Annotated in this window: 23 protein-coding genes; 15 read left to right on the top strand and 8 right to left on the bottom strand. The window is 66.1% G+C overall.

Annotation, left to right across the window (positions count from 1 at the left end; translation table 11 throughout):
• Positions 1–53 precede the first annotated feature (53 nt).
• The 4 genes from ACFOLG_RS14340 to ACFOLG_RS14325 all read left to right on the top strand — a co-directional run bounded on the left by ACFOLG_RS14340 (position 54) and on the right by ACFOLG_RS14325 (position 2,088).
• The gene (locus ACFOLG_RS14340; protein WP_386093017.1) at positions 54–248 is read left to right on the top strand and encodes a hypothetical protein; all 195 of its coding nucleotides are present in this window, start codon (positions 54–56) and stop codon (positions 246–248) included.
• A gap of 121 nt (positions 249–369) precedes the next feature.
• Positions 370–1,368 carry a porphobilinogen synthase gene (hemB, locus tag ACFOLG_RS14335; protein WP_386093015.1) on the top strand — a complete coding sequence of 333 codons (999 nt, stop codon included), beginning with the start codon at positions 370–372 and terminating at the stop codon, positions 1,366–1,368.
• Between the two features lie 272 nt (positions 1,369–1,640).
• Complete coding sequence (locus tag ACFOLG_RS14330; protein WP_386093013.1) at positions 1,641–1,862, top strand: hypothetical protein; 222 nt, start codon at positions 1,641–1,643, stop codon at positions 1,860–1,862.
• Positions 1,863–1,872: 10 nt separating this feature from the next.
• Complete coding sequence (locus ACFOLG_RS14325; protein ID WP_386093011.1) at positions 1,873–2,088, top strand: hypothetical protein; 216 nt, start codon at positions 1,873–1,875, stop codon at positions 2,086–2,088.
• A 70-nt stretch (positions 2,089–2,158) separates the two neighbouring features.
• On the opposite strand, the gene ACFOLG_RS14320 is transcribed toward ACFOLG_RS14325, so the two are convergent.
• Both ACFOLG_RS14320 and ACFOLG_RS14315 read right to left on the bottom strand, forming a co-directional pair.
• Complete coding sequence (locus ACFOLG_RS14320; RefSeq protein WP_386093009.1) at positions 2,159–2,344, bottom strand: hypothetical protein; 186 nt, start codon at positions 2,342–2,344, stop codon at positions 2,159–2,161.
• A 148-nt stretch (positions 2,345–2,492) separates the two neighbouring features.
• A complete protein-coding gene (locus ACFOLG_RS14315) occupies positions 2,493–3,614 on the bottom strand; it encodes an autotransporter outer membrane beta-barrel domain-containing protein (protein ID WP_386093007.1) in 1,122 nt (373 codons plus the stop codon).
• An 883-nt stretch (positions 3,615–4,497) separates the two neighbouring features.
• On the opposite strand from ACFOLG_RS14315, the gene ACFOLG_RS14310 reads away from it, so the two are divergent.
• Together ACFOLG_RS14310 and tdh are read left to right on the top strand one after the other, a co-directional pair.
• Positions 4,498–5,697, top strand: a complete 1,200-nt coding sequence (locus tag ACFOLG_RS14310) for a glycine C-acetyltransferase (protein WP_386093005.1) — start codon at positions 4,498–4,500, stop codon at positions 5,695–5,697.
• A 175-nt stretch (positions 5,698–5,872) separates the two neighbouring features.
• On the top strand, positions 5,873–6,898 hold the full coding sequence (gene tdh, locus ACFOLG_RS14305; RefSeq protein WP_386093003.1) for an L-threonine 3-dehydrogenase: 1,026 nt from the start codon (positions 5,873–5,875) through the stop codon (positions 6,896–6,898).
• Between the two features lie 72 nt (positions 6,899–6,970).
• Here tdh and ACFOLG_RS14300 read toward each other — a convergent pair whose 3' ends face one another.
• Entirely contained in the window at positions 6,971–7,939 is a 969-nt protein-coding gene (locus ACFOLG_RS14300; RefSeq protein WP_386093001.1) for a diguanylate cyclase, read from the bottom strand.
• A gap of 222 nt (positions 7,940–8,161) precedes the next feature.
• Between ACFOLG_RS14300 and glyQ the strand changes: the two genes are divergently transcribed.
• The 9 genes from glyQ (at position 8,162) to mpl (ending at position 17,252) form a co-directional block, all read left to right on the top strand.
• On the top strand, positions 8,162–9,052 hold the full coding sequence (gene glyQ / locus ACFOLG_RS14295; RefSeq protein WP_386092999.1) for a glycine--tRNA ligase subunit alpha: 891 nt from the start codon (positions 8,162–8,164) through the stop codon (positions 9,050–9,052).
• A gap of 4 nt (positions 9,053–9,056) precedes the next feature.
• Positions 9,057–9,524: a surface-adhesin E family protein gene (locus ACFOLG_RS14290; RefSeq protein ID WP_386092997.1), complete on the top strand. Its 468-nt coding sequence runs from the start codon at positions 9,057–9,059 to the stop codon at positions 9,522–9,524.
• A 2-nt stretch (positions 9,525–9,526) separates the two neighbouring features.
• Complete coding sequence (gene glyS, locus ACFOLG_RS14285; protein WP_386092995.1) at positions 9,527–11,593, top strand: glycine--tRNA ligase subunit beta; 2,067 nt, start codon at positions 9,527–9,529, stop codon at positions 11,591–11,593.
• 111 nt (positions 11,594–11,704) lie between these two features.
• A complete protein-coding gene (gene gmhB, locus ACFOLG_RS14280; RefSeq protein WP_386092993.1) occupies positions 11,705–12,247 on the top strand; it encodes a D-glycero-beta-D-manno-heptose 1,7-bisphosphate 7-phosphatase in 543 nt (180 codons plus the stop codon).
• Between the two features lie 5 nt (positions 12,248–12,252).
• Positions 12,253–13,023, top strand: a complete 771-nt coding sequence (locus ACFOLG_RS14275; RefSeq protein ID WP_386092991.1) for a lysophospholipid acyltransferase family protein — start codon at positions 12,253–12,255, stop codon at positions 13,021–13,023.
• Positions 12,983–13,696, top strand: coding sequence for a M48 family metallopeptidase (locus ACFOLG_RS14270; protein ID WP_386092989.1), 714 nt, complete (start codon positions 12,983–12,985; stop codon positions 13,694–13,696). The genes ACFOLG_RS14275 and ACFOLG_RS14270 overlap by 41 nt, the downstream gene beginning before the upstream one ends.
• A gap of 105 nt (positions 13,697–13,801) precedes the next feature.
• Positions 13,802–14,191 carry a lactoylglutathione lyase gene (gene gloA / locus ACFOLG_RS14265; protein ID WP_386092987.1) on the top strand — a complete coding sequence of 130 codons (390 nt, stop codon included), beginning with the start codon at positions 13,802–13,804 and terminating at the stop codon, positions 14,189–14,191.
• Positions 14,192–14,401: 210 nt separating this feature from the next.
• On the top strand, positions 14,402–15,793 hold the full coding sequence (locus ACFOLG_RS14260) for a sodium:proton antiporter (protein WP_386092985.1): 1,392 nt from the start codon (positions 14,402–14,404) through the stop codon (positions 15,791–15,793).
• 76 nt (positions 15,794–15,869) lie between these two features.
• Positions 15,870–17,252, top strand: coding sequence for a UDP-N-acetylmuramate:L-alanyl-gamma-D-glutamyl-meso-diaminopimelate ligase (mpl, locus tag ACFOLG_RS14255; protein ID WP_386093261.1), 1,383 nt, complete (start codon positions 15,870–15,872; stop codon positions 17,250–17,252).
• A gap of 69 nt (positions 17,253–17,321) precedes the next feature.
• Here the strand turns inward: mpl and ACFOLG_RS14250 are convergent, their stop codons facing one another.
• The 5 genes from ACFOLG_RS14250 to ACFOLG_RS14230 form a co-directional block, all read right to left on the bottom strand.
• Positions 17,322–19,181, bottom strand: coding sequence for a sensor domain-containing diguanylate cyclase (locus tag ACFOLG_RS14250; protein WP_386092983.1), 1,860 nt, complete (start codon positions 19,179–19,181; stop codon positions 17,322–17,324).
• Positions 19,178–19,681 (bottom strand): PilZ domain-containing protein, encoded by a 504-nt coding sequence (locus ACFOLG_RS14245; protein WP_386092981.1) that lies wholly within the window; start codon positions 19,679–19,681, stop codon positions 19,178–19,180. Before ACFOLG_RS14245 ends, ACFOLG_RS14250 begins: the two co-directional genes overlap by 4 nt.
• An 11-nt stretch (positions 19,682–19,692) precedes the next feature.
• Positions 19,693–20,541 carry a phosphoserine phosphatase SerB gene (serB, locus tag ACFOLG_RS14240; RefSeq protein WP_386092979.1) on the bottom strand — a complete coding sequence of 283 codons (849 nt, stop codon included), beginning with the start codon at positions 20,539–20,541 and terminating at the stop codon, positions 19,693–19,695.
• Positions 20,542–20,609: 68 nt separating this feature from the next.
• Positions 20,610–21,056, bottom strand: coding sequence for a DoxX family membrane protein (locus ACFOLG_RS14235; protein ID WP_386092977.1), 447 nt, complete (start codon positions 21,054–21,056; stop codon positions 20,610–20,612).
• 2 nt (positions 21,057–21,058) lie between these two features.
• The coding region (locus ACFOLG_RS14230; protein WP_386092975.1) for an HvfC/BufC family peptide modification chaperone at positions 21,059–21,690 on the bottom strand (632 nt) is incomplete at its 5' end.

The raw sequence follows: 21,690 nt of genomic DNA, 5'->3' as shown, positions 1-21,690 counted from the left end.
TAAACACATTGACGCCGGGCTTTCCCGGCGTTTTTTCATTTCGGACTGATTTCATGGATTTGCTGCATTCCACCTGGTTCTGGGTGCTGATGATCATCGGCCCCATCGTCACCGTGGTCGGCACGCTGGCGCGGCTGGCGAAAAAACAGGGGCCGATCAAGCTGCCGCCGGGGGTGATTCCCGGCACCTACGCCACCGACAAGCAGGACGACGACGAAGACGACGACTGGCCATCGCAAAAACCCTAGTCGCTGCCGGCTTGCGGCCAACCTTGCGCCGCAACAAGAAAGCATGAACCAATGCTGGGCGCGGTGGTCTGGCTTTGCTATCGTGTTGCCGAAATTTCACTTCCCGCCGAAAGAGCCGTCCATGTTCACCAACCGCTACTTCCCCGCCACCCGCCTGCGCCGCATGCGCCGCGATGATTTCTCCCGCCGCCTGATGCGCGAGAACGTGCTGACCTGTAATGACCTGATCTACCCGGTGTTCGTGCTGGAAGGGCAGGGCCGCGAGCAGGAGGTGACATCGATGCCCGGCGTGGTGCGCCAGAGCCTGGACAAGCTGCTGTACACCGCGGAACAGGCGCTGCAGCTGGGCATTCCGATGCTGTCGATCTTCCCGGTGATCGAAACCGGCAAGGACAATTCCGGCGAGGAAGCCTACAACCCGGACGGCCTGGTGCCGACCGTGGTGCGCGCGCTGAAAACCCGCTTCCCAGAGCTGGGCATCATGACCGACCTGGCGCTGGACCCGTACACCGTGCACGGCCAGGACGGCATCCTCGATGCCAGCGGCTACGTGCTGAACGACGAAACCACCGAGGTGCTGGTGCAGCAGGGCCTGTGCCACGCCGCGGCCGGCGCCGACGTGCTCGGCCCGTCCGACATGATGGACGGCCGCATCGGCGCCATCCGCAGCGCGCTGGAAGACGAAGGCTTCATTCACACCAAGATCCTGGCCTACAGCGCCAAGTATGCGTCCGCCTTCTACGGCCCGTTCCGCGACGCGGTCGGCTCGGCGGCCAACCTCGGCAAGGCCGACAAGTACACCTACCAGATGGACCCGGCCAATCTGGACGAAGCACTGTACGAGGTGGCGATGGACCTGGAAGAAGGCGCCGACATGGTGATGATCAAGCCGGGCATGCCCTACCTGGACGTGATCCGCCGCGTGAAGGATCACTTCAAGGTGCCGACCTATGCCTACCAGGTGTCCGGCGAGTACGCGATGCTGAAGGCGGCGTTCCAGAACGGCTGGCTGGACGAAGAGAAATGCATGCTGGAAAGCCTGCTGGCGTTCAAGCGCGCCGGCGCCGACGGCATCCTCACCTACTTCGCCATGGATGCGGCGCGCCTGCTCAAGCGCTGAGCGCCGATCCGGTGACACATGCGGCCAACCCTGTAGCGGGGTTGGCCGCATGTTTTTTTGGGGCGCCGATTACGCACGGTTACCTGTGGCGGCGGCAAGGCGGCCGCCGCGGCCCGGCCTGTAACGCCGGGTAACGGTAGCGCACGGCGGCCAACATGCGGTAACAGCTGCCTTACATACCTTGGCCGGCTGGCGGCATAGCATGACGTCAAGGGCTAGTCGCATGGGTGACACCCGGAATGCAAGCGTTCTCAATCACTGGAGTGAACATCATGAAAAAACTGACCGCACTGACCGTTGCTGCCGTTCTGGGCCTGACTTCCATGGCCGGTTTTGCCGCCGATGCCGCCAAGCCGGCCGACGCTGCCGCCAAGCCGGCGGTGGTGCAGAAGGCCCCGGCCAAGAAAATGATGCACAAGAAAGTCATGCACAAGAAGCATGTCGCCAAGCATCACAAGGCCGGCATGAAAAAAGCGGCTTCCGCCGCCAAGTAAGCGCTAGTCGATGAACAGGCTGATGCTCACCGCGGTGGCCGCCCTGTGCGGGCTGTCTGCCGCCGGTGGTTTTGCCAGCGAGCCGGCGCCGGTCACTATCGTGGTGGCGACCAAGCTGTCGCGCCCGCTGGCAGCCAGGCCTGTGCATCACAAGCACCCGCACAGGCACATCGTGCATGCGCACAAGGTGCCCAGGCCGTCGCCGGCAATACCGGCCGCGCTGTAATGCCCACCCCCGCCATGCGGGGGTTTTGCTTTATCGGGGCCGCTGGTCTGCCATGCGGCCAGCGTTGGACTCAGCGCGGTGTCTTCGGGGCAAAGGTCTGGCAGTCGCGGCCGGTGGCTGCGCGCACCTCCTGCAACGGCAGGCGCTTGCTCTTGAAATCCATGGCGCGGCAGCCATAGGGAAAGCGTACATCGTGAGTGATGTAGTAATGGCGGCAGAAGCGGCAGTGCAGGCTGGTGGCGGGGGAGGGTTTCACGGTGTGGGAACAGGGCGCTGGCAAGCGCTGATTATGCCTGCCGGGCGCTGCTTATGGGAGGCGGCAGGGCGCCGGGGAGTATGCCGCCTTGCCGTGCCGGCATGAAAAAAGCTCCGCCAGGCGGAGCTTGTCTTGCTGCGAGCGGCGCTCAGAACGCCCAGCGCGCTTTCACCGATGCGCTCTGGTTGTTGAAACCTTTGCGGTGCTCGGAGTCGTAGCTCAGGCTGATTTCGGTGCCGCTCTTGGTGAGATGACTTACGCCCAGGTTGGCGCGCGCGATCCACGGATCCGGATCCAGGCCATAGGTGGTGAACGCGGCGCCTGCGGCACCGGCAAACGTGGCGGTGATGCTGTCGCGCTTGGCCAGGGTGTCGTAGCCCACGCCCAGCTTGGCGCTCAGCGTGGTGCTGTCGTTCAGCTTGCGATCGAGCCTGCCATCCAGCCCCAGCACGAACTGTTCGCTGGCGCGGCTATCCACGTTCAGGTTCAGCAGACCGGCACCGCTTTCCTGGTAGGCACTGTCCCGGATCCAGGTGTAGTCGGCGCGCAGGGCTGGGGTGAGGCTGGTCTTCTCGTTCAGTTGGTAGCTGCGGCTGAGGCCGGCGCCGACGTGCGTGGTATCGCTGCTGTACTTGGACGATGCCACGCTATTGGTGAAGGCGATGGTGCGCTCGCCGTGGTTGCGGTTCTGGCCAACGTCGGCCTGGAAGTCCAGGTCGAAGTCGCGCGGCAGCGCATAGCTGCCATAGCCCACCAGCTGGAATACGTCCACCTTGGCATTCTGTGGCGCGCTGCTGGAGTTGCTGTCCACATCGGCCCTGGCGTAGGCGAATGCGGCGCCCAGGCGCAGCTTGCTGCTGGCGGCGGCATCGGCACCCACGGCCAGGCCGCTGGTGCGGGACTTGAAGCCACTAACGCCGTTCTGGTCATGTTGCTTGGCCCAGGAGCCGAATGGTTTCACCCATACATATTTATCGCTGAAGTAGCCATCGCCGGCGGACATGCCCTGCTGGCGCCCCTGGATCACGCCGTTGATGCCGGACAGCGCATTGCCGGCTGCCTGCAGGCTACCACCGGTCAGCAGCGGCAGAGTCTGGCTGGCGGCGTCGGAGATTTGCTGGTCGCTGCTCAGCGAGCCAAACAGATCCTGCAGCTCGCTATTGCCATCAATAACCTGAGCTGCCGCATAAGCCGGGGCGTTATTACTGCTACTGGCAGAGCTGTAGACGCTCAGGCTGTTGCTAATACTGAAGTTGGTGATAACCAGCACCCCAGGGCCAAGCTCTCCGTCAAGTGTCCAGATTTGCCAGCCAAAGCTACTGCCCCCATTGATGTTGGAAAGGCTGACTGTCCCAGATGCGCCAGTGTTGAGCGAGGACAATATGGTTGCTGTGCCATTTAGTAAGTACTTGCCGGCATCGTATCCGGTAGCCGGATCTGTGCTGCTGTATGCCCAATGGAATGAAATATTGCATTTGCTGCAAGCAAGGGTGGTCGTGTAGTTGGTTGTGGCACCCGATTGGTTGTTGCTCGTACCAGTCAGGGTGATAGAGCTGGGGGCGCTTATGGTGTTAACACTGCCATTCCCGCCCAAATTATTTGTTAGGGTCCAGTTGCCGGGGGCATAGCTGCCGGAAAAATCGGCAAAGGCCAACGGGACATAGGCACAGCTAATGGCCATTGCCAGCATGGTCTTACGCATTTATTTACTCCCTTGCAGAGGTTTATAATAACTGGGTGCATTTAAAATAAAATCTTATTTATTCGGGTGGTATTTATTATGTTGATTCAATTGTTATGTCGACGGCAAGAAATATAATTTTTTGGTATTGCTTGGTGCATGGTGCAAACTTTGACTGCTTAGTTAAATCAATGACATAAAAATAAAAATTTTGCTGGAAATTGTATTTTTTAGGGGCGTAGCTGCTTCTTGAATGGCAATATTTATTTGGTGCGATAAGGTAGGGAGCGGGCAGAGATTTGGAGTCTGGGTACTGCGATGCAGCAACTATGCTGTAAGACCACGGTAACACCGGCGGTCGCAAAATCGCCGGCAACTGTATCTGAACGTGGCAAAAGCCGGGGTCTACAATGGTGACAGTATCGCCATGCCCGCTGCGATCCGGCGGGGGGCGTCATTCAAGGAAACCAGGATGAACCACACCTACCTTGCCCACCTGCAGGCTACGCTGGCGCAGATTCGCGCCGAAGGCTACGAGAAGCCGGAGCGGGTGATCGCCTCGCCGCAGCGGGCCGATATCGATCTGGCCGGCGGCCAGCATGTGCTGAATTTCTGTGCCAACAACTACCTGGGCCTGGCCGACGATGCGCGCCTGATCGCTGCCGCCAAACAGGGCATGGACGACTACGGCTACGGCTGCGCGTCGGTGCGCTTCATCTGCGGCACCCAGCAGGTGCACAAGGACCTGGAGGCGGCGATTTCGTCCTTCCTCGGTAGCGACGACACCATCCTGTACTCCAGCTGTTTCGACGCCAACGGTGGCGTGTTCGAAACCCTGCTCGGCGAAGAGGATGCGGTAATCTCCGACGCGCTCAACCACGCCTCCATCATCGACGGCGTGCGGCTGTGCAAGGCCAAGCGCTTCCGTTACCAGAACAACGACATGGCCGACCTGGAAGCGCAGCTGCAGGCGGCCGAGGCCGCCGGTGCGCGCTTCAAGCTGATCGTCACCGACGGCGTGTTTTCCATGGACGGCATCATCGCCGACCTGAAAGCCATCTGCGACCTGGCCGACCGCTACAGCGCGCTGGTGATGGTGGACGATTCGCATGCGGTGGGCTTCATCGGCGAGACCGGCGCCGGCACGCCGGAGTTGTGCGGTGTCGGCGATCGCGTCGACATCTACACCGGCACGCTGGGCAAGGCGCTGGGCGGCGCTTCCGGCGGCTACGTGGCCGCGCGCCAGCCGATTGTCGACCTGCTGCGCCAGCGTTCGCGCCCCTATCTGTTCTCCAATACCCTGGCGCCGGCCATTGCCGCCGCCAGCCTGAAGGTGCTGGAGATCCTGCGCAGCGCCGAGGGCGCCGCGCTGCGTGCCAACCTGAAGCGCAATGCCGAGGCTTTCCGCCACGGCATGAGCGCCGCCGGTTTCACCCTGGTGCCGGGCCAGCACCCCATCGTGCCGGTGATGCTGGGCGATGCGCGCCTGGCCGGCGAAATGGCGGCGGCGCTGCTGGCCGAGGGCGTGTACGTGATCGGCTTCTCCTACCCGGTGGTGCCCAAGGGCAAGGCGCGCATCCGCACGCAGATGTCCGCCGGCCACACGCTGGAGCAGGTGGAACGCACCGTGGCCGCCTTCATCAAGGTTGGCCGCGAGCTGGGCGTGATCTAACCGCACTGATTTCTTGCTGCGGCAACAGCGGCGTGCACGGAAAGTGGGCGCCGGCTGCGATGGCGCCGGCGGGCAGACGTATACTCGGCGCTTGGTCGCCGGCCGGGCGCCCGCATGGCGGGCCGGCCCGGAGCACGTTCCGCCGTGGGTTGCCGTGGTAAACAAAGGGAAAACCATGAAAGCACTTGCCAAACTGCAGGCCGCTCCCGGCCTGTCCATGACCGATGTGGCGATGCCGGAAGTCGGCCACAACGATCTGCTGATCAAGATCCGCAAGACCGCCATCTGCGGTACCGACATCCATATCTGGAACTGGGACGACTGGGCGCAGAAGACCATCCCGGTGCCGATGCATGTCGGCCACGAGTACGTCGGCGTGGTGGCCGGCATGGGCTCGGAAGTGCAGGGCTTCACGATCGGCCAGCGCGTGTCCGGCGAAGGCCACATCACCTGCGGCCACTGCCGCAACTGCCGTGCCGGCCGCCGCCACCTGTGCCGCAACACCACCGGCGTGGGCGTCAACCGCGAAGGCTCGTTCGCCGAATACCTGGTGATTCCGGCCTTCAACGCCTTCCCGATTCCGGACGACATCTCCGACGATCTGGCGTCCATCTTCGACCCGTTCGGCAATGCGGTGCACACCGCGCTGTCGTTCAACCTGGTGGGCGAGGACGTGCTGATCACCGGCGCCGGCCCGATCGGCATCATGGCGGTGGCGATTGCCAAGCATGTCGGCGCGCGCCACGTGGTGATCACCGACGTCAACGACTACCGGCTGGAGCTGGCGCAGAAAATGGGCGCCACCCGCGCGGTGAACGTGGCCAAGCAGGATCTGAAGGCGGTGATGCAGGAGCTGCACATGACCGAGGGCTTCGACGTGGGGCTGGAAATGTCCGGCAACCCGCAGGCCTTCCGCCAGATGCTGGAAGTGATGAACCACGGCGGCAAGCTGGCGCTGCTGGGCATCCCGCCGGCCAACACCGCCATCGACTGGAACCAGGTGATCTTCAAGGGGCTGGAAATCAAGGGCATCTACGGCCGCGAGATGTTCGAGACCTGGTACAAGATGGTGGCGCTGATCCAGTCCGGGCTGGATATCAACCCGATCATCACCCACCACTTCAAGGTCGACGATTTCGAGGCCGGCTTCGCCGCCATGCTGTCCGGCCAGAGCGGCAAGGTGATCCTCGACTGGCAGTAAGCGCTGTTGCGGCCAACGTTGGCCGCAAATAACAAAAGCCCGCACACGCGGGCTTTTCTGTTTGCTGCCGGCTTACAGGCCGGGGAAGTCCAGCGGCAGGTCCGGGCTGAACACCGCGCTGCTGTTGAAGCTGCTGTGCAGGCCATCGCCCACCACACAGTTGCGACCGCTGCGCTTGGCGTGATACAGCCGCTGGTCGGCTTTCTGCAGCAGCAGCGCCGACTGTTGCTGCGGCAGCGGGCGGGAGCCGGCCACGCCGACGCTGAGGGTGACGAAATCGGAGACATCGGAACCGGGATGCGGGATGGCCAGGCGCTCGATATTGCGGCGCAGAGTGTCCATCAGCAGCCAGGCGCCATCGGCCGGGGTGGCCGGCAGCAGCACCACAAACTCCTCGCCGCCGTAGCGGGCGGCGAAGTCGGTGCTGCGCAGCAGGCTGGCGGAAATGGTGCGCGCCACCTGGCGCAGTACCCAGTCGCCGCGGGCATGGCCGCACAGGTCGTTGTACTGTTTGAAGCAGTCGACATCGATGACGGCAACCGACAGGTCGCTGCCGCTGCGCACGGCGTGGTCCCACTCGGTGACGAAGACTTTGTCCAGCTGGCGGCGGTTGGGCAGCTCGGTCAGGCCGTCGATATTGGCCAGCGCTTCCAGCATGCGGCGCTGGCGTTCCAGCTTCAGGTGGGTGGCGACCCGCGCCTTGACGATGATGGGGTTGAGCGGCTTGGTGATGTAGTCGACGGCGCCGAACTCCAGGCCACGCGCCTCGTCTTCGGCGCTGCTGAGCGCGGTGACGAAGATCACCGGGATATGCTTGGTGCGCGGGTCGGCCTGCAGCCGCTGCAGCACGGCGTAGCCGTCCATGCCCGGCAGGATCACGTCCAGCAGCACCAGGTCGGGCTGCTGCTCCAGGGCCAGCTGCAAGGCGTCGGCGCCGTTGTCGGCGGTCAGCACGCGATAATCCGGCTGCAGCAGTCCTTGCAGCAGGTGCAGATTGATCTCGGCGTCATCGACGACAAGGATGGTCTGGGTCGGATTCATCGGTGGCCAACTTCTACCAGAAGCGCAGCACTTTAGCACGCTGCGCCGGCCGGTGGTAACGCCATGCCTTGGGCATGGCAAGAAGTTCTGCCGGCTGTGTCTTAAATGTCAGCACAGCGGCGGGGCGCCGCCATGCGCAGGCGGCCAACTGCAAACGGTTTTCCCGGTCTGGCGTAAACGGTTAGAATCGGTCTTTGTTTCTCAATCCATTCCGTTTGCCCCATGCTCACTTTTCAGGAAATCATCCTTACCCTGCAGCACTACTGGAACCGTCAGGGCTGCGCCTTGCTCCAGCCGTACGATACCGAAGTGGGCGCAGGCACCTCGCATACCGCAACCTTCCTGCGCGCGCTCGGCCCGGAGCCGTGGCACGCCGCCTATGTGCAGCCCAGCCGCCGCCCGAAAGACGGCCGCTACGGCGAGAACCCCAACCGCCTGTTCCAGCATCACCAGTTCCAGGTGGTGCTGAAGCCGTCGCCGCCGAACATCCAGGAACTGTACCTGGGCTCGCTGCAGGAGCTGGGCATCGACCCGCGCGTGCACGATATCCGCTTCGTGGAAGACGACTGGGAAAACCCGACGCTGGGTGCCTGGGGCCTGGGCTGGGAAGTGTGGCTCAACGGCATGGAAGTGACGCAGTTCACCTACTTCCAGCAGGTGGGCGGTCTGGATTGCAAGCCGGTGCTGGGCGAGATCACCTACGGTCTGGAACGCCTGGCGATGTACCTGCAGGACATCGAGAACGTGTACGACCTGGTGTGGACCTACCTGCCGGACGGCACGGCGGTGACCTACCGCGACGTGTTCTTCCAGAACGAGTACGAGCAGTCCAAGTACGCGTTCGAGGAAAGCAATGTCGAGCTGCTGTTCAAGCAGTTCGAGCAGTTCGAAGGCGAAGCCAAGCGCATGCTGGAAGCCGGCCTGCCGCTGCCGTGCTACGAGCTGATCCTCAAGGCCGGCCACACCTTCAACCTGCTGGATGCCCACGGCGCCATCTCGGTCACCGAGCGCGCCGCCTACATCGGCCGCATCCGCAACCTGGCGCGCGGCGTGGCGCAGGCGTACTACAACGCCCGCGAAGCGCTGGGCTTCCCGATGTGCAAGAAAGCCTGATTGCATGAAGACGTGGGCAACCATCTTCGTCATTCTGCTGACGCTGGCGGCGCTGACCTGGTATCTACAGCATCAGGTGCAGCCACCGGCGCAGCAAGGCAAGTTCGAGGTCTACCAGTCCAGCGAGGCGCTGGAGCTGTCGCTGGAACTGGACGCCATTGCCAATGTGAACGAAGGGCTTGTCCGTTTCGTCAACCAGGAGCGTTTTGCCGACAAGAAACAGGAAACCGCGCTGGGTATCAGCTACCAGGTGCGCCGCCTCGAAGGCCGCGCCGACTGCCAGAACCGGCAGTATGCCTTTGTGAACACCTCCTTCTGGACGGCCAAGGGCAAGCATGTCTACACCCAGATGTTTCCGCTGCAGCGTTTCAACTGGACCTTCGTTCCGGTGGAAACCGGCTCCATCGCCGACACCATGCTGCAGATTGTCTGCCGCCTGGCGCCCGACGCTCCTCGCCTGAAAATTGAATGATCATGACCCAAACCGCGACCCTGCTGATTGAACTGCTGACCGAAGAACTGCCGCCCAAGGCACTGGAAAAACTGGCAGCCAGCTTTGCCGATACCATTAGCGACGAACTGAAAAAACTGCAGTTCGTGGCCGCCGACGTTGCGGCCAACGTTTACGCCAGCCCGCGCCGCCTGGCGGTGCAGATCCCGGCCGTGGCCGGCATCCAGCCGGACCAGCACATCGTGCGCCGCGGCCCGGCGGTGGCCGCCGGCATGAAGGACGGCCAGCCGTCGCCGGCACTGGCCGGCTTCGCCCGTTCCTGCGGCGTGGAGGTGAGCCAGCTCACCACCGCCCACGATGGCAAGCAGGAGGTATTTGCCTACGAATCCACCAAGGCCGGCGAGAGCCTGGCCGCGGTGCTGTCCGGCATCGTCGCCACCGCGCTGAAAAAGCTGCCGGCGCCCAAGCTGATGCGTTGGGGCGATCTGGACGTGCAGTTCGTGCGTCCGGTGCACGGCCTGGTAATGCTGCATGGCGACGCGCTGATCGACGGCGAGGTGCTGGGTCTCAACAGCCGCAACCTCACCCGCGGCCACCGCTTCCTGTCCAGCGATGACGTGGTTATCGCCAACGCCGATGGCTACGCCCGCACCCTGGCGGAACAGGGCAAGGTGATTGCCAGCTTCAGCGCCCGCCGCGAGCTGATCGGCCACAAGCTGGCCGAGGCCGCCGCCCGCCTGGGCGCCACCATCGCCGCGCCGGAGGCGCTGTTCGATGAAGTGACCGCGCTGGTGGAATGGCCGGTGGTGCTGGAGGCCGGCTTCGAGGCCGAATTCCTCGACGTGCCGCAGGAATGCCTGATCCTGACCATGCAGCAGAACCAGAAATACTTCCCGCTGCTGGACGCCGAGGGCAAGCTGATCAACCGCTTCCTGCTGGTGTCCAACCTGGAAACCGCCGACCCGCGCTACATCATCGGCGGCAACGAGCGCGTGCTGCGCGCACGGCTGTCCGATGCCAAGTTCTTCTACGAGCAGGATCAGAAGCAGCGCCTGGACAGCCGCCTGCCGCGCCTCGAGCACGTGGTGTACCACAACAAGATCGGCAACCAGCTGGAACGCATCACCCGCCTGTCCAGCATTGCCGCCGCCATCGCCGGCAAACTGGGCGCCGACAGCTCGCTGGCCGGCCGCGCCGCCTATCTCGCCAAGGCCGATCTGGTCACCGACATGGTGGGCGAGTTCCCGGAACTGCAGGGCATCATGGGCCGCTACTACGCGCGCCTGGATGGCGAGGACGAGGTGGTGGCCGACGCCATCGAAGGCCACTACCACCCGCGCTTTGCCGGTGACAGCCTGCCGCAGGGCGCCATCGCCACCGCCGTGGCGCTGGCCGACAAGCTGGAAACCATCGTCGGTATCTGGGGCATCGGCCTGATTCCGACCGGCGACAAGGATCCGTTCGCGCTGCGCCGCGCCGCACTGGGCGTGCTGCGCATGGTGCTGGAAGCGCCGCTGGACCTGAAAGCACTGCTGAGCGCCACCGCCGCCGCCTTCCCGGCCGGCCTGCTGTCCGCCACGGTGGTGGACGAGGTGCATGCCTTCTGCCTGGAGCGGCTGAAGAACTACCTGGCCGCCGACTACAAGTCCGACGAGATCGACGCCGTGCTGGCACAGGCGCCGAGCGTGCTGAACGAGGTGCCGGCGGTGCTGGCCGCGGTGGCGCAGTTCAAGGCGCTGCCGGAGGCGGCAACGTTGGCCGCGGCCAACAAGCGGGTGAAAAACATCCTGAAGAAGGCCGACGGCGACATCGCCGCCGTCAACCCGGCGCTGTTCGCCGAGGATGCCGAGCGCGCGCTGTTCGACGCGGTGCAGGCACTGGCACCGGCAGTAGACGCCAAGTTCGCCGCCCACGACTTCGCCGGCGCACTGACCCAGCTGGCTTCGCTGCGTGCGCCGGTGGATGCCTTCTTCGACGGCGTGATGGTGATGGCCGACGACCTGGCAGTGCGCGGCAACCGCATCGCGCTGCTGGCGAGCCTGGCTGCACTGTTCAACCGCGTGGCGGATATTTCGCTGCTGGCGGAGTAAGCTGCCGCAGCGGGCGCGGCCAGGCAGCGCAGGCTGTCGCGGCCGTGCGCCGCCCGGCGCAGGCCGGCTGAATGACCCGCTTATCGCCTGCCGTGCAGGCCAAAGGGAAGCATGAAACTCGTCATCCTCGACCGTGACGGCGTGATCAACGAAGATCGCGACGACTTCGTCAAGAACACCATGGAATGGCAGCCGCTGCCGCGCAGCTGCGACGCCATCGCCAACCTCACCCAGGCCGGCTGGCATGTGGTGGTGGCCACCAACCAGTCCGGCATCGGCCGCGGCCTGTTCGACATGCACGCGCTCAACAGCATGCACGAGAAGATGCACCGGCTGGTGAACATGGCCGGCGGCCGCATCGATGCGGTGGTGTTCTGCCCGCACCTGGCCGACGACAACTGCCGTTGCCGCAAGCCGGAGCCGGGCATGGTGGAAGAGATCATGCAGCGCTTCAACGTGCGCGGCGAAGGCCTGCCGCTGATCGGCGACAGCCTGCGCGACCTGCAGGCGGTGGCCGCGGTCGGCGGGCAACCCATCCTGGTGCGCAGCGGCAAGGGTCTGCGCACGCTGGAAAAAGGCGGCCTGCCGGACGGCACGCTGGTGTTCGACGACCTGTTCGATGCCGCCGACTACCTGATCAATCTCGAAGACTGATACGCATGCTGCTCGTCCGTAACCTGCTGTACTGGCTGCTGGTCGCCGTGTCCACGCCGATCTTTTTCATCCTGCTGCTGCTTGCGGCGCCGCTGCCGCGCCGCAAGCGCCACGTGTTCGGCGAAAGCTGGGCGCAGCTGCTCACCTGGGCGCTGTGGCATATCGTCGGCCTGCGCTACCGCGTGATCGGCGCGGAAAACATCATCGCCGAGCCGGCCATCATCTGCGCCAAGCACCAGTCCGGCTGGGAGACGCTGGCGCTGCAGAAGATCTTCCCGTCGCAGATCTTCGTCGCCAAGCAGGAGCTGCTGTGGATTCCGTTCTTCGGCTGGGGCCTGGGGCTGATGAATCCGATCACCATCAACCGCTCCGACCGCAGCCGCGCCAACAACCGCATGCTGGCGCAGGGCTTGAACCGCAAGCAGCACGGCTTCTGGATCAGCGTGTTCCCAGAAGGCACCCGCGTGCGCCCGGGCTTGCGCGGCAAGTACAAGCTGGGGGCGGCGCGCATGTCGCGGCAGCTGGACATGCCGCTGGTGCCGGTGGCGCACAATGCCGGCGAATTCTGGCCGCGCAACGCCTTCCTCAAGCATCCGGGCGAGATCACCGTGGTGATCGGCCCGGCCATCCGGCCGCAGGACTACGCCGGCCCCGAAGCCATGACCCGCGCCGCCGAGGACTGGATCGAAGCGCAGCAGCGCGAGATCGGCGGCGTCGGCCCGTTTGCCCATCCCGATGAACGCAAGGCCCGGCGCGCTCACACTCACGCTGCCTGACGGCGCGGTGGCGGTACGCCTGACGCGGCGCCAGCGCCAGAGCGTCGGCATCCGCGTGCAGCACGGCGAGGTGGAGGTGATCGCGCCGCCTGGCGTGTCGCTGGCCTATCTGCAGGAAGTGCTGGCGCAAAAGCGCGACTGGATCGCCGGCCATCTTGCGCGCCACCGTGAAGCCTCGCAGCAGCAGGCGGCCAGCCCGGACCTGGTGCTGTATGCCGGCGAAAACCTGCAACTGCATTGCCACGCCGCGCAGCGCATCAGCGCGCGGGTGGAGGGCGGTGCGCTGCACCTGGCCGGCCCGCAGCTGGAATTGCCGGCGCGGCGCCAGGCGGCGTTGCTGGCCTGGCTGCAGCGCGAAGCCAAAAAACGTTTTGCCGAGCGGTTGCAGCTGTGGCTGCCACGCGCGGCGCGGCCCTTGTCCGGCTGGGCGCTGTCCAGCGCACGCAGCCGCTGGGGCAGCTGCTCCGGCCGCGGGGTGATCCGCCTCAACTGGCGGCTGGTGCAGGCGCCGCCTGCGATACTCGACTACGTGATCGCGCACGAGCTGGCGCACCTCTTGCACATGAACCATTCCAAGGTGTTCTGGGCCGAGGTGGAGCGGCTGTACCCCGGCTGGCAGGGGGCGCGGCAGTGGCTGAAGCAGCACGGCGAGCTGCTGTTCCGCCACGGCTGAACAAACTGTTCCGCCGCGGCGACTTGCCTGTCGCCGATCCGGCCCCATCTGCCTGCTCTGACTGCACCGCCGCCACCTGCGGCCAACCTTTTCGCGGAGAACCCCATGCGCCTGCTGCATACCATGATCCGTGTCGGCAACCTCGAGCGTTCGCTGGCGTTTTACACCGAAGTGCTGGGCATGCAGCTGCTGCGCCAGCACGACTACCCGGACGGCCGCTTCACGCTGGCCTTTGTCGGCTACGGCGACGAAGCCAGCAACAGCGTGATCGAGCTGACCCACAACTGGGACACCGCCAGCTACGAGCTGGGCAACGCCTTCGGCCACCTGGCGGTGGAAGTGGACGACGCCTACGCCGCCTGTGACGCGGTGCGCGCCAAGGGCGGCAAGGTGGTGCGCGAGGCCGGGCCGATGAAGCACGGCAGCACGGTGATCGCCTTTGTCGAGGACCCGGACGGCTACAAGATCGAGTTCATCCAGAAGGGCAGCCGCTAAGCGCTGCCGTGCTGCGGCCAAGGTTGGCCGCAAGCCCGCACACCCCGGCAACGCCGGGGTTTTGTTTTGGTGAAAAATATTTTGCCGGTGGGAGGGGAATTTTCGGCGCGCGCCAGCCTCGGATAAGTTTTGCCCGCCGGCCGGCACGGCATGCCATCATCAACATGGCATGACCGGCGCGGCCGGCTGCCGTGACCACAAGGAGAATCCATGCACCGACTGCTAAGCTGCCTGGCGCTGCTGGCCATGCCGGCACTGGCGCAGGCCGCCACGCTGGACGGCGCCAGCCTCAGCCTCGGCTGGGGGCTGCCGTTTGCCGGCATCCTGCTGTCCATCGCGCTGTTCCCGATGTTTGCACCGGGCTTCTGGCACCACCATTTCGGCAAGATCACCGCGCTGTGGACCGCGCTGTTCCTGCTGCCGTTCAGCTTCAGCTTCGGTGCCGGAGCCTCCGCCGCGCTGCTAGTGCATGCGCTGCTGGCCGAGTTCATTCCCTTCGTGGTGCTGCTGCTGGCGCTGTACACCGTGTCCGGCGGCATCCTGGTGTGGGGCCATCTGCGCGCCTCGCCGGCGCTGAACACCGGCCTGCTGGCGCTGGGCACGCTGCTGGCGTCCATCATGGGCACCACCGGTGCCGCCATGCTGCTGATCCGCCCGCTGCTGAAGGCCAACGAGCAGCGCCGCCACAAGGTGCACGTGGTGGTGTTCTTCATCTTCCTGGTGGCCAATATCGGAGGCGGGCTGACGCCGCTGGGCGACCCGCCGCTGTTCCTCGGCTTCCTGAAGGGCGTGGATTTTTTCTGGACGCTCAAGGCGATGGCGCTGCCGGTGCTGCTGCTGGTGAGCGTGCTGCTGGCGCTGTTCTACGCGCTGGACCGCTACTACTTCCGCCAGGAGGGCGTGCCGCCGCCGGCGCGCGCCGATGCCGGCATCAAGCTGTACGGGCTGCGCAATGTGCCGCTGCTGCTGGCGGTGATAGTCGCGGTGCTGCTGTCCGGCTTCTGGCAGCCGGGCATCAGTTTCGACATCCTGGGCACGCCGCTGGCGCTGCAGAACCTGCTGCGCGACGCGCTGCTGCTGCTGATCGCCGCCGTGTCGCTGAAGATCACCCCGCGCCAGGTGCGCGCCGGCAACGATTTCAACTGGGCGCCGATGCTGGAAGTGGCCAAGCTGTTCGCCGGCATCTTCATCACCATCGCGCCGGTGATCGCCATCCTGCAGGTCGGCACGGCCGGGCAGCTGGCGCCGCTGGTGCAACTGGTGACCGGCAGCGACGGCGCGCCGGTCAACGGCAGCTACTTCTGGCTGACCGGCATCCTGTCGGCCTTCCTCGACAACGCGCCCACCTACCTGGTGTTCTTCAACCTGGCCTCCGGCGACGCGGCGCAGCTGATGGGGCCGCAGGCACAGACGCTGCTGGCCATTTCCATGGGCGCGGTGTTCATGGGCGCGCTGAGCTATATCGGCAACGCCCCCAACTTCATGGTGAAGGCGATTGCCGAACAGCGCGGCATCGCCATGCCCGGCTTCTTCGGCTACCTGCTGTGGTCGGCGCTTATCCTGCTGCCGCTGTTCCTGCTGCTGGGCTGGCTGTTCTTCTGAGGCAAGGTTGGCCGCATGCGGCCAACCTTGCTGCTTTGCGGTATGCTTGCCGCTTTCCCGATTTTTGCGCTCCACCATCATGCATATCCACATTCTCGGCATCTGCGGCACCTTCATGGGCGGCATCGCCGCCATCGCCAAGGCGGCGGGTCACAAGGTGACCGGCTGCGACGCCAACGTCTACCCGCCGATGAGCACCCAGCTGGAAGCCATGGGCATCGAGCTGCTGCAGGGCTTCGGCGCCGAACAGGCGGACATCGGCGCCGACGTGTTCGTGATCGGCAACGTGGTGACCCGCGGCAAGCCGCTGATGGAAGAGATCATGAACCGCGGCCTGGCGTATATTTCCGGCCCGCAGTGGCTGGCCGAGAACGTGCTGCACGACAAATGGGTGCTGGCGGTGGCCGGTACCCACGGCAAGACCACCACCAGCTCGATGCTGGCGTGGATCCTGCAGGATGCCGGCCTGGAGCCGGGCTTCCTGATCGGCGGCATCCCCGAGAACTTCGGCATCTCCGCACGGCTGCCGGGCGCGCCGCGCCAGGATGCGGCGAGCGTGAGCCCGTTCTTCGTGATCGAGGCCGACGAGTACGACACCGCCTTCTTCGACAAGCGCAGCAAGTTCGTGCACTACCACCCGCGCACCGCGGTGCTGAACAACCTGGAATTCGACCACGCCGACATCTTTGCCGATCTGGCGGCGATCGAGACCCAGTTCCACCACCTGGTGCGCACCGTGCCGGGTAACGGCCTGATCGTCAGCAACGGCCGCGAGCCCAGCCTGGACCGCGTGCTGGAGCGCGGCTGCTGGAGCCCGCTGGAGCGCTTCGGCACTGCCGAGGGCTGGCAGGCTGGCGCGGCGGATGCCGACGGCAGTTTCGACGTGCTGCTGCACGGCGAGACGCTGGGCCGCGTGCAGTGGGAGGTGCCGGGCGAGCACAACCGGCTGAACGCGGTGGCGGCGATTGCCGCCGCGCGCCATGTCGGCGTGACGCCGCAGCTGGCCATCGAGGCGCTGTCGCGCTTCAAGAGCGTGAAGCGGCGCATGGAAGTGAAGGGCAGCGTGCGCGGCGTCACCGTGTACGACGACTTCGCCCACCATCCCACCGCCATCACCACCACCATCGCCGGCCTGCGCCACAAGGTTGGCCGCAAGCAGCGCATCCTGGCGGTGCTGGAGCCGCGCTCCAACACCATGAAGCTGGGCACCATGAAGGCGGCGCTGCCGGCCTCGCTGGCCGACGGCGACGTGGTGTTCTGTTATGGTGCGGCCAACCTGGGCTGGAGCGTGGCCGAGGCGCTGGCGCCGCTGGGCGCCAAGGCGCAGTGCTTCGACGATATCGACGCGCTGGTGGCCGCCATCGTGGCCGAGGCGCGCGACGGCGACCAGGTGCTGGTGATGAGCAACGGCGGCTTCGGCGGCATCCACGGCAAGCTGCTGAGCGCGCTGGCGCAGTAAGCCGCCGGCAGGCATCGCCAACAGCAAGGCCCGGCAACGCCGGGCCTTGTGCTTTTGCGCGTCGGGCGGCTAGATATTGGCGCCGCGCGCGCTCTCCACCCGGTTGCGGCCGCTGCGCTTGGCGCGGTACATGGCGTGGTCGGCTTCCTTCAGCAGGTTGGACAGCAGGTCGCCGCACAGCTGGCGCTCGGCCACGCCGGCGGAGAAGGTCACCAGCAGCAGGTGCTCGTCCACCTGCTGCGGCTGCGCCGCCAGGCTGTCGCGCAGCTGGTCCAGCAGCGCGTGCGCCTCCAGCAGGCTGAAGCCGGGCAGGGCGATGGCAAACTCCTCGCCGCCCAGGCGGCCGAACAGCGCCACGTCCGGCAGCAGCGCGGCGATGGTGGTGGCGCTCTGGCGCAGCACGCTGTCGCCCACCGCGTGGCCGTAGTGGTCGTTGATGGACTTGAAGCGGTCCACGTCCAGCACCGCCACCGCGAACGGCTGCTGTTCGCGCCGCGCCTGCTCCAGCGCCTTGCCGGCGTTGCTGAGGAAGTGGCGGCGGTTGGCGATGCCGGTCAGGTCGTCGCGGGTGGCGCGCTGGTACAGCTCGTGCTGGGTGGACTGCAGCTGCGCCAGCGTGCGCTCGGTGGTCTGCTTTTCCTGCTCCAGCCGCTGCGCGTGCAGCAGCCGTTCGGTGATGTCGACGAAGCTCAGCACGATGGCGCGCCGCTCGCGGAACAGCAGCGGCCGCATCGACAGCACCGCCCACAGCCGCTCGCCGCTGCGCGTCACCAGCTCCACCTCGCGCTCGCTCACCAGTTGCTGCTCTTTCAGCTGTGCCTGCAGCTGGGTGTACTGCGCGGCGTCGGCGAACAGCTGCTCCGGCAGCTGGCGGAACAGCGCCTGGCGGTTGAAGCCCAGCATGCGCAGCGCCGCCTCGTTGGCAGTGAGCAGGGTCTGCTGCTCGGCGTCCAGCATCAGCACGCCCACCTGCACGGTGTCGATCAGCGTCTGCTGGTCGCGCTGTTCGTCCACCAGCACCTGCAGCCGCTCGCGCAGGCTGTTGTTGGTCAGCGTCAGCAGGTGGGTGGCCTGGGTCACTTCGCGGCTGTGGCGCACCGCGTAACCGAGCTTGCGGTTGACGCGCACGATCAGCAGCATCAGCAGCAGGCTGAGCAGCGCGCCGCCGCCGACCAGGAACAGCGAAAACAGCATGAACGGGCGCAGTTCTTCGCGCGGGTTGAACTGCACCGACAGCTGCAGCGGCACGGTGGTCAGCTGGCTGCTGGTACTGTGAGTGTGCAGCAGGTTGCTGCCGTTCTCATCGCCGTGGTACGAGGCCAGCTGGTTGCCCTGCGTATCGCGCAGTGCAAAGTGCGGCCGCGACAGCAGCAGTTCCGGGTCCAGCAGCGCGGTCAGGGTGATGAAGCCGCTGATGGCGCGGTCGCAGTCGGCGGCGTGCTCGTCGCATACCACCATGCTCACCTGCAGGCGGTCCGGGTTGGCCGCCGAGGCGGCCGGCAGCAACAGCATCTTGCCGTTGGCCGGGCGCTGCGCCAGCAGCTGCAGCATATTGTCGCGGGCGCTGGCCGGCAGCGGTTGCCGCGGCCCCAGCGGCTGGCTCAGTTGTTCGTGCTGCAGCAGCCACAGCTGGCCGTTTTCCAGCGGATGCAGGCTCACCGCCTGCTGCGCCAGGCCGGCATCCACCTGGCCGAACAGCTGCATTTCCCGTTGCAGCGTCTCCAGCCGCGCATCCACCGCGCGGCTGGCCTGCTGCAGCCAGCTCTGCTGGCGCAGCTCCACGCGCTGGCTCAGGCTGCCGGCGCGCTCGTAGAGGATTTCCGCCACCAGCCACCACAGCAGCAGCAAAAACAGCGCGGTGAGCAGGCTGTCCATCCAGCGCAGGCGCGATTCGCGGCGATCCAGCGGTGCGGCGGGGGCTTGGCTCATCGACGCTTGCCCACCTGTTGCCGGTGGCCGCGGAACACCCAGCGCTCCCAGTTCTGCTGTACTGCCTCGGGGAGTGCGCCGCTCCAGTCGGCGCGCAGCAACCAGCCGTCGGCGTGCTGCTCGCACTGGCGGATGCAGATCGGCAGGTGCAGCGTCAGCGCGGAATCCAGCCCGGTCTGCAGGCTCAGCAGCCACTGGCTGCCCAGCGGCAGCGGCTGTGCCTGCTGCCAGGCCATGCTGTCCAGCCCGATGCGGCAGGGGCACAGCTGGCCGCCCGGCTGCGTGCGGGCGCGCAGCGCCAGCTCCAGCGACAGGTCGAGCTTGGCTTCCAGCCGCTGCAGTTGCGCCGAGCCGTCGCCGGCATCGCCCGGCGCTGCCAGGATGGCCAGCGCCAGCCGGGTTTCCAGCAGCGCGCGCGCGCTTTCCTGCGCATCGGCCTGGCGGATGAGCAGCGGCAGCTGGGCATCGAAGCTGGCGGTATCGAGCTGGGGCAGGATCACGGGGTGGCCGCTTACAGGAACAGGTTGCGAATGGCGTCCAGGCCGCTGACGTTGAGGCGGTAGCCGGCCTGGGCACGCACCACCGGCTTGGCGTGGGCGGCCACGCCGACACCGGCTTCGGCCAGCATGGCGAGATCGTTGGCGCCGTCGCCCACGGCGATGACCTGGTCGGCTCGCAGACCCAGTTGCTCGCGCTTGGCGATCAGCAGCCGGCGCTTGGCTTCGCCGTCCACGATGTCGCCCAGTACGCGGCCGGTGAGCTTGCCGTCCACGATTTCCAGCTGGTTGGCGTAGGTATAGTCGAGATTCAGCTCGGCTTGCAGCCGCTCGGTAAAGTAGGTGAAGCCGCCGGACACCAGCATGAACTTCACGCCGTGCTCGCGGCAGGCGGCCAGCAGTGCCTGCGCGCCCGGCATCAGCTGCAGGCGCTGTTCGTACACCTGCGCCAGCGCCGCCTCCGGCAGCCCGGCCAGCAGCGCCACGCGTTCGCACAGCGACTGGGTGAAGTCCAGCTCGCCGCGCATCGAGCGCTCGGTGATGGCCGCCACCTGCGGCTTGAGGCCCTGCATGTCGGCGATCTCGTCGATGCACTCGATGGTGATCAGCGTGGAATCCATGTCCGACACCAGCAGGCCGAAGTCGGCGAAGCGGCGCTCGTCGTCGACGAAGTTGGCATCCACCCCCAGCGCCTCGGCGCGCGCCAGCACCACCTCGCGCCGCGCCGGGTTGCAGCCGGTCACGCGGGCAACGCCGGCGTGGATGGCGGGCACGTTGGCCGCACCGGCCAGGATGGACAGCTCGGTAACGCGGGTGGGGTCGAGATGGGGGGCTTGCAGGACGAGAGTGTGGCTGGCGCTCATGGACAATCAGTACGGTTGGATAAGGATTGCCGTCGATTATGCCACGCGCCGCGCTTGCCGGTACCGCCTCATCCAAACCGCCGTTTGACTAGTGGATCCAGCGCCAGCCGCCCCGGGCCGGCGGCCAGCAGCAGCGCCAGCATCAGCCCCCATACCAGGTGGAATTCCAGCGCGCGCGCATCCAGCCCGTGCCAGTAGCTGATCACCGCCATCAGGTTGAGCACCGTCAGCCCCAGCGCGGCGAAGCGGCCGCACAGGCCGAGCAGCAACAGCGGCGGCAGCAGCAGCTCGCCGGCGGTGCCCAGCAGCGCCGCCAGCGCCGGCGGCAGCAGCGGCACGTGGTATTCCTCGCTGAACAGCAGCACGGTGGTGTCCCAGTCCGCCAGCTTGGTCAGCCCGGAGGCGATGAACACCTGCGCCAGGTACAGGCGCAGGGCCAGCAGCGCCAGCGGCAGCAGCCAGCGCTCCAGCACGGTGGCGGCACGTTGGCCGCAGTGCACGATGGTTTGCAGCATGATTACTCCTTCAGGGCCGACAGGCAGCCGTGTTGCAGCAGGCGCAGCAGTGCCGCCTGCAGGTCGAAGCCGGCATCCAGCGTCAGCGCCGCGTCGGTGGCCGCCGCCAGGGTTTCCCCGGCCAGCAGCAGGCCGGCGAAGCGGCAGCCGGCGGCGTCCAGCACGAGCAGCTGCATGCGGCCAATCTGGTCGCGGTACAGCAGCAGCGGTTGTGGCTGCTGCATGTCCACCACGGTGTGCTCGCCGCCCGGCTGGTGCCAGCGGTGGATGGCGGCCAGCGGCCAGCGCGTATCCAGCACGCGGCAGGCCGGGTGCGGGGCAAAGCGCAGCGCACCCCACTGCGGCTGCGGCATGGCCGCCAGCGCCGCCAGTTCGAAGCAGGGCGCATCCGGTGCGTAGTAGCCGTGGTGCAGCGCCCATTCCAGCCGCGCCACGTCCGGCAGGTAGGGCAGTTCGGCGCAGGGGGCGAAGCCGGCGATGAAGTCGGCCAGCGCGGCGCCGTAGTGATGCAGGTTGCCGCTGCAGGACGGTGTGGCGCGCACGTATTCGCGCGCCAGTGCTTCAAAAAACTCCTCGCCCAGCAGCCGGCGGCAGATGGGATAGGCCAGCGCCAGCATCTCCATCAGCCCGACGC

It is taken from the genome of Vogesella facilis (assembly GCF_042648525.1).
In the GTDB taxonomy this organism is placed as follows: Bacteria; Pseudomonadota; Gammaproteobacteria; order Burkholderiales; family Chromobacteriaceae; genus Vogesella; species Vogesella facilis.
Note: the sequence above shows the minus strand (reverse complement) of the source record. Positions and strands in the feature narration are given on the sequence as shown.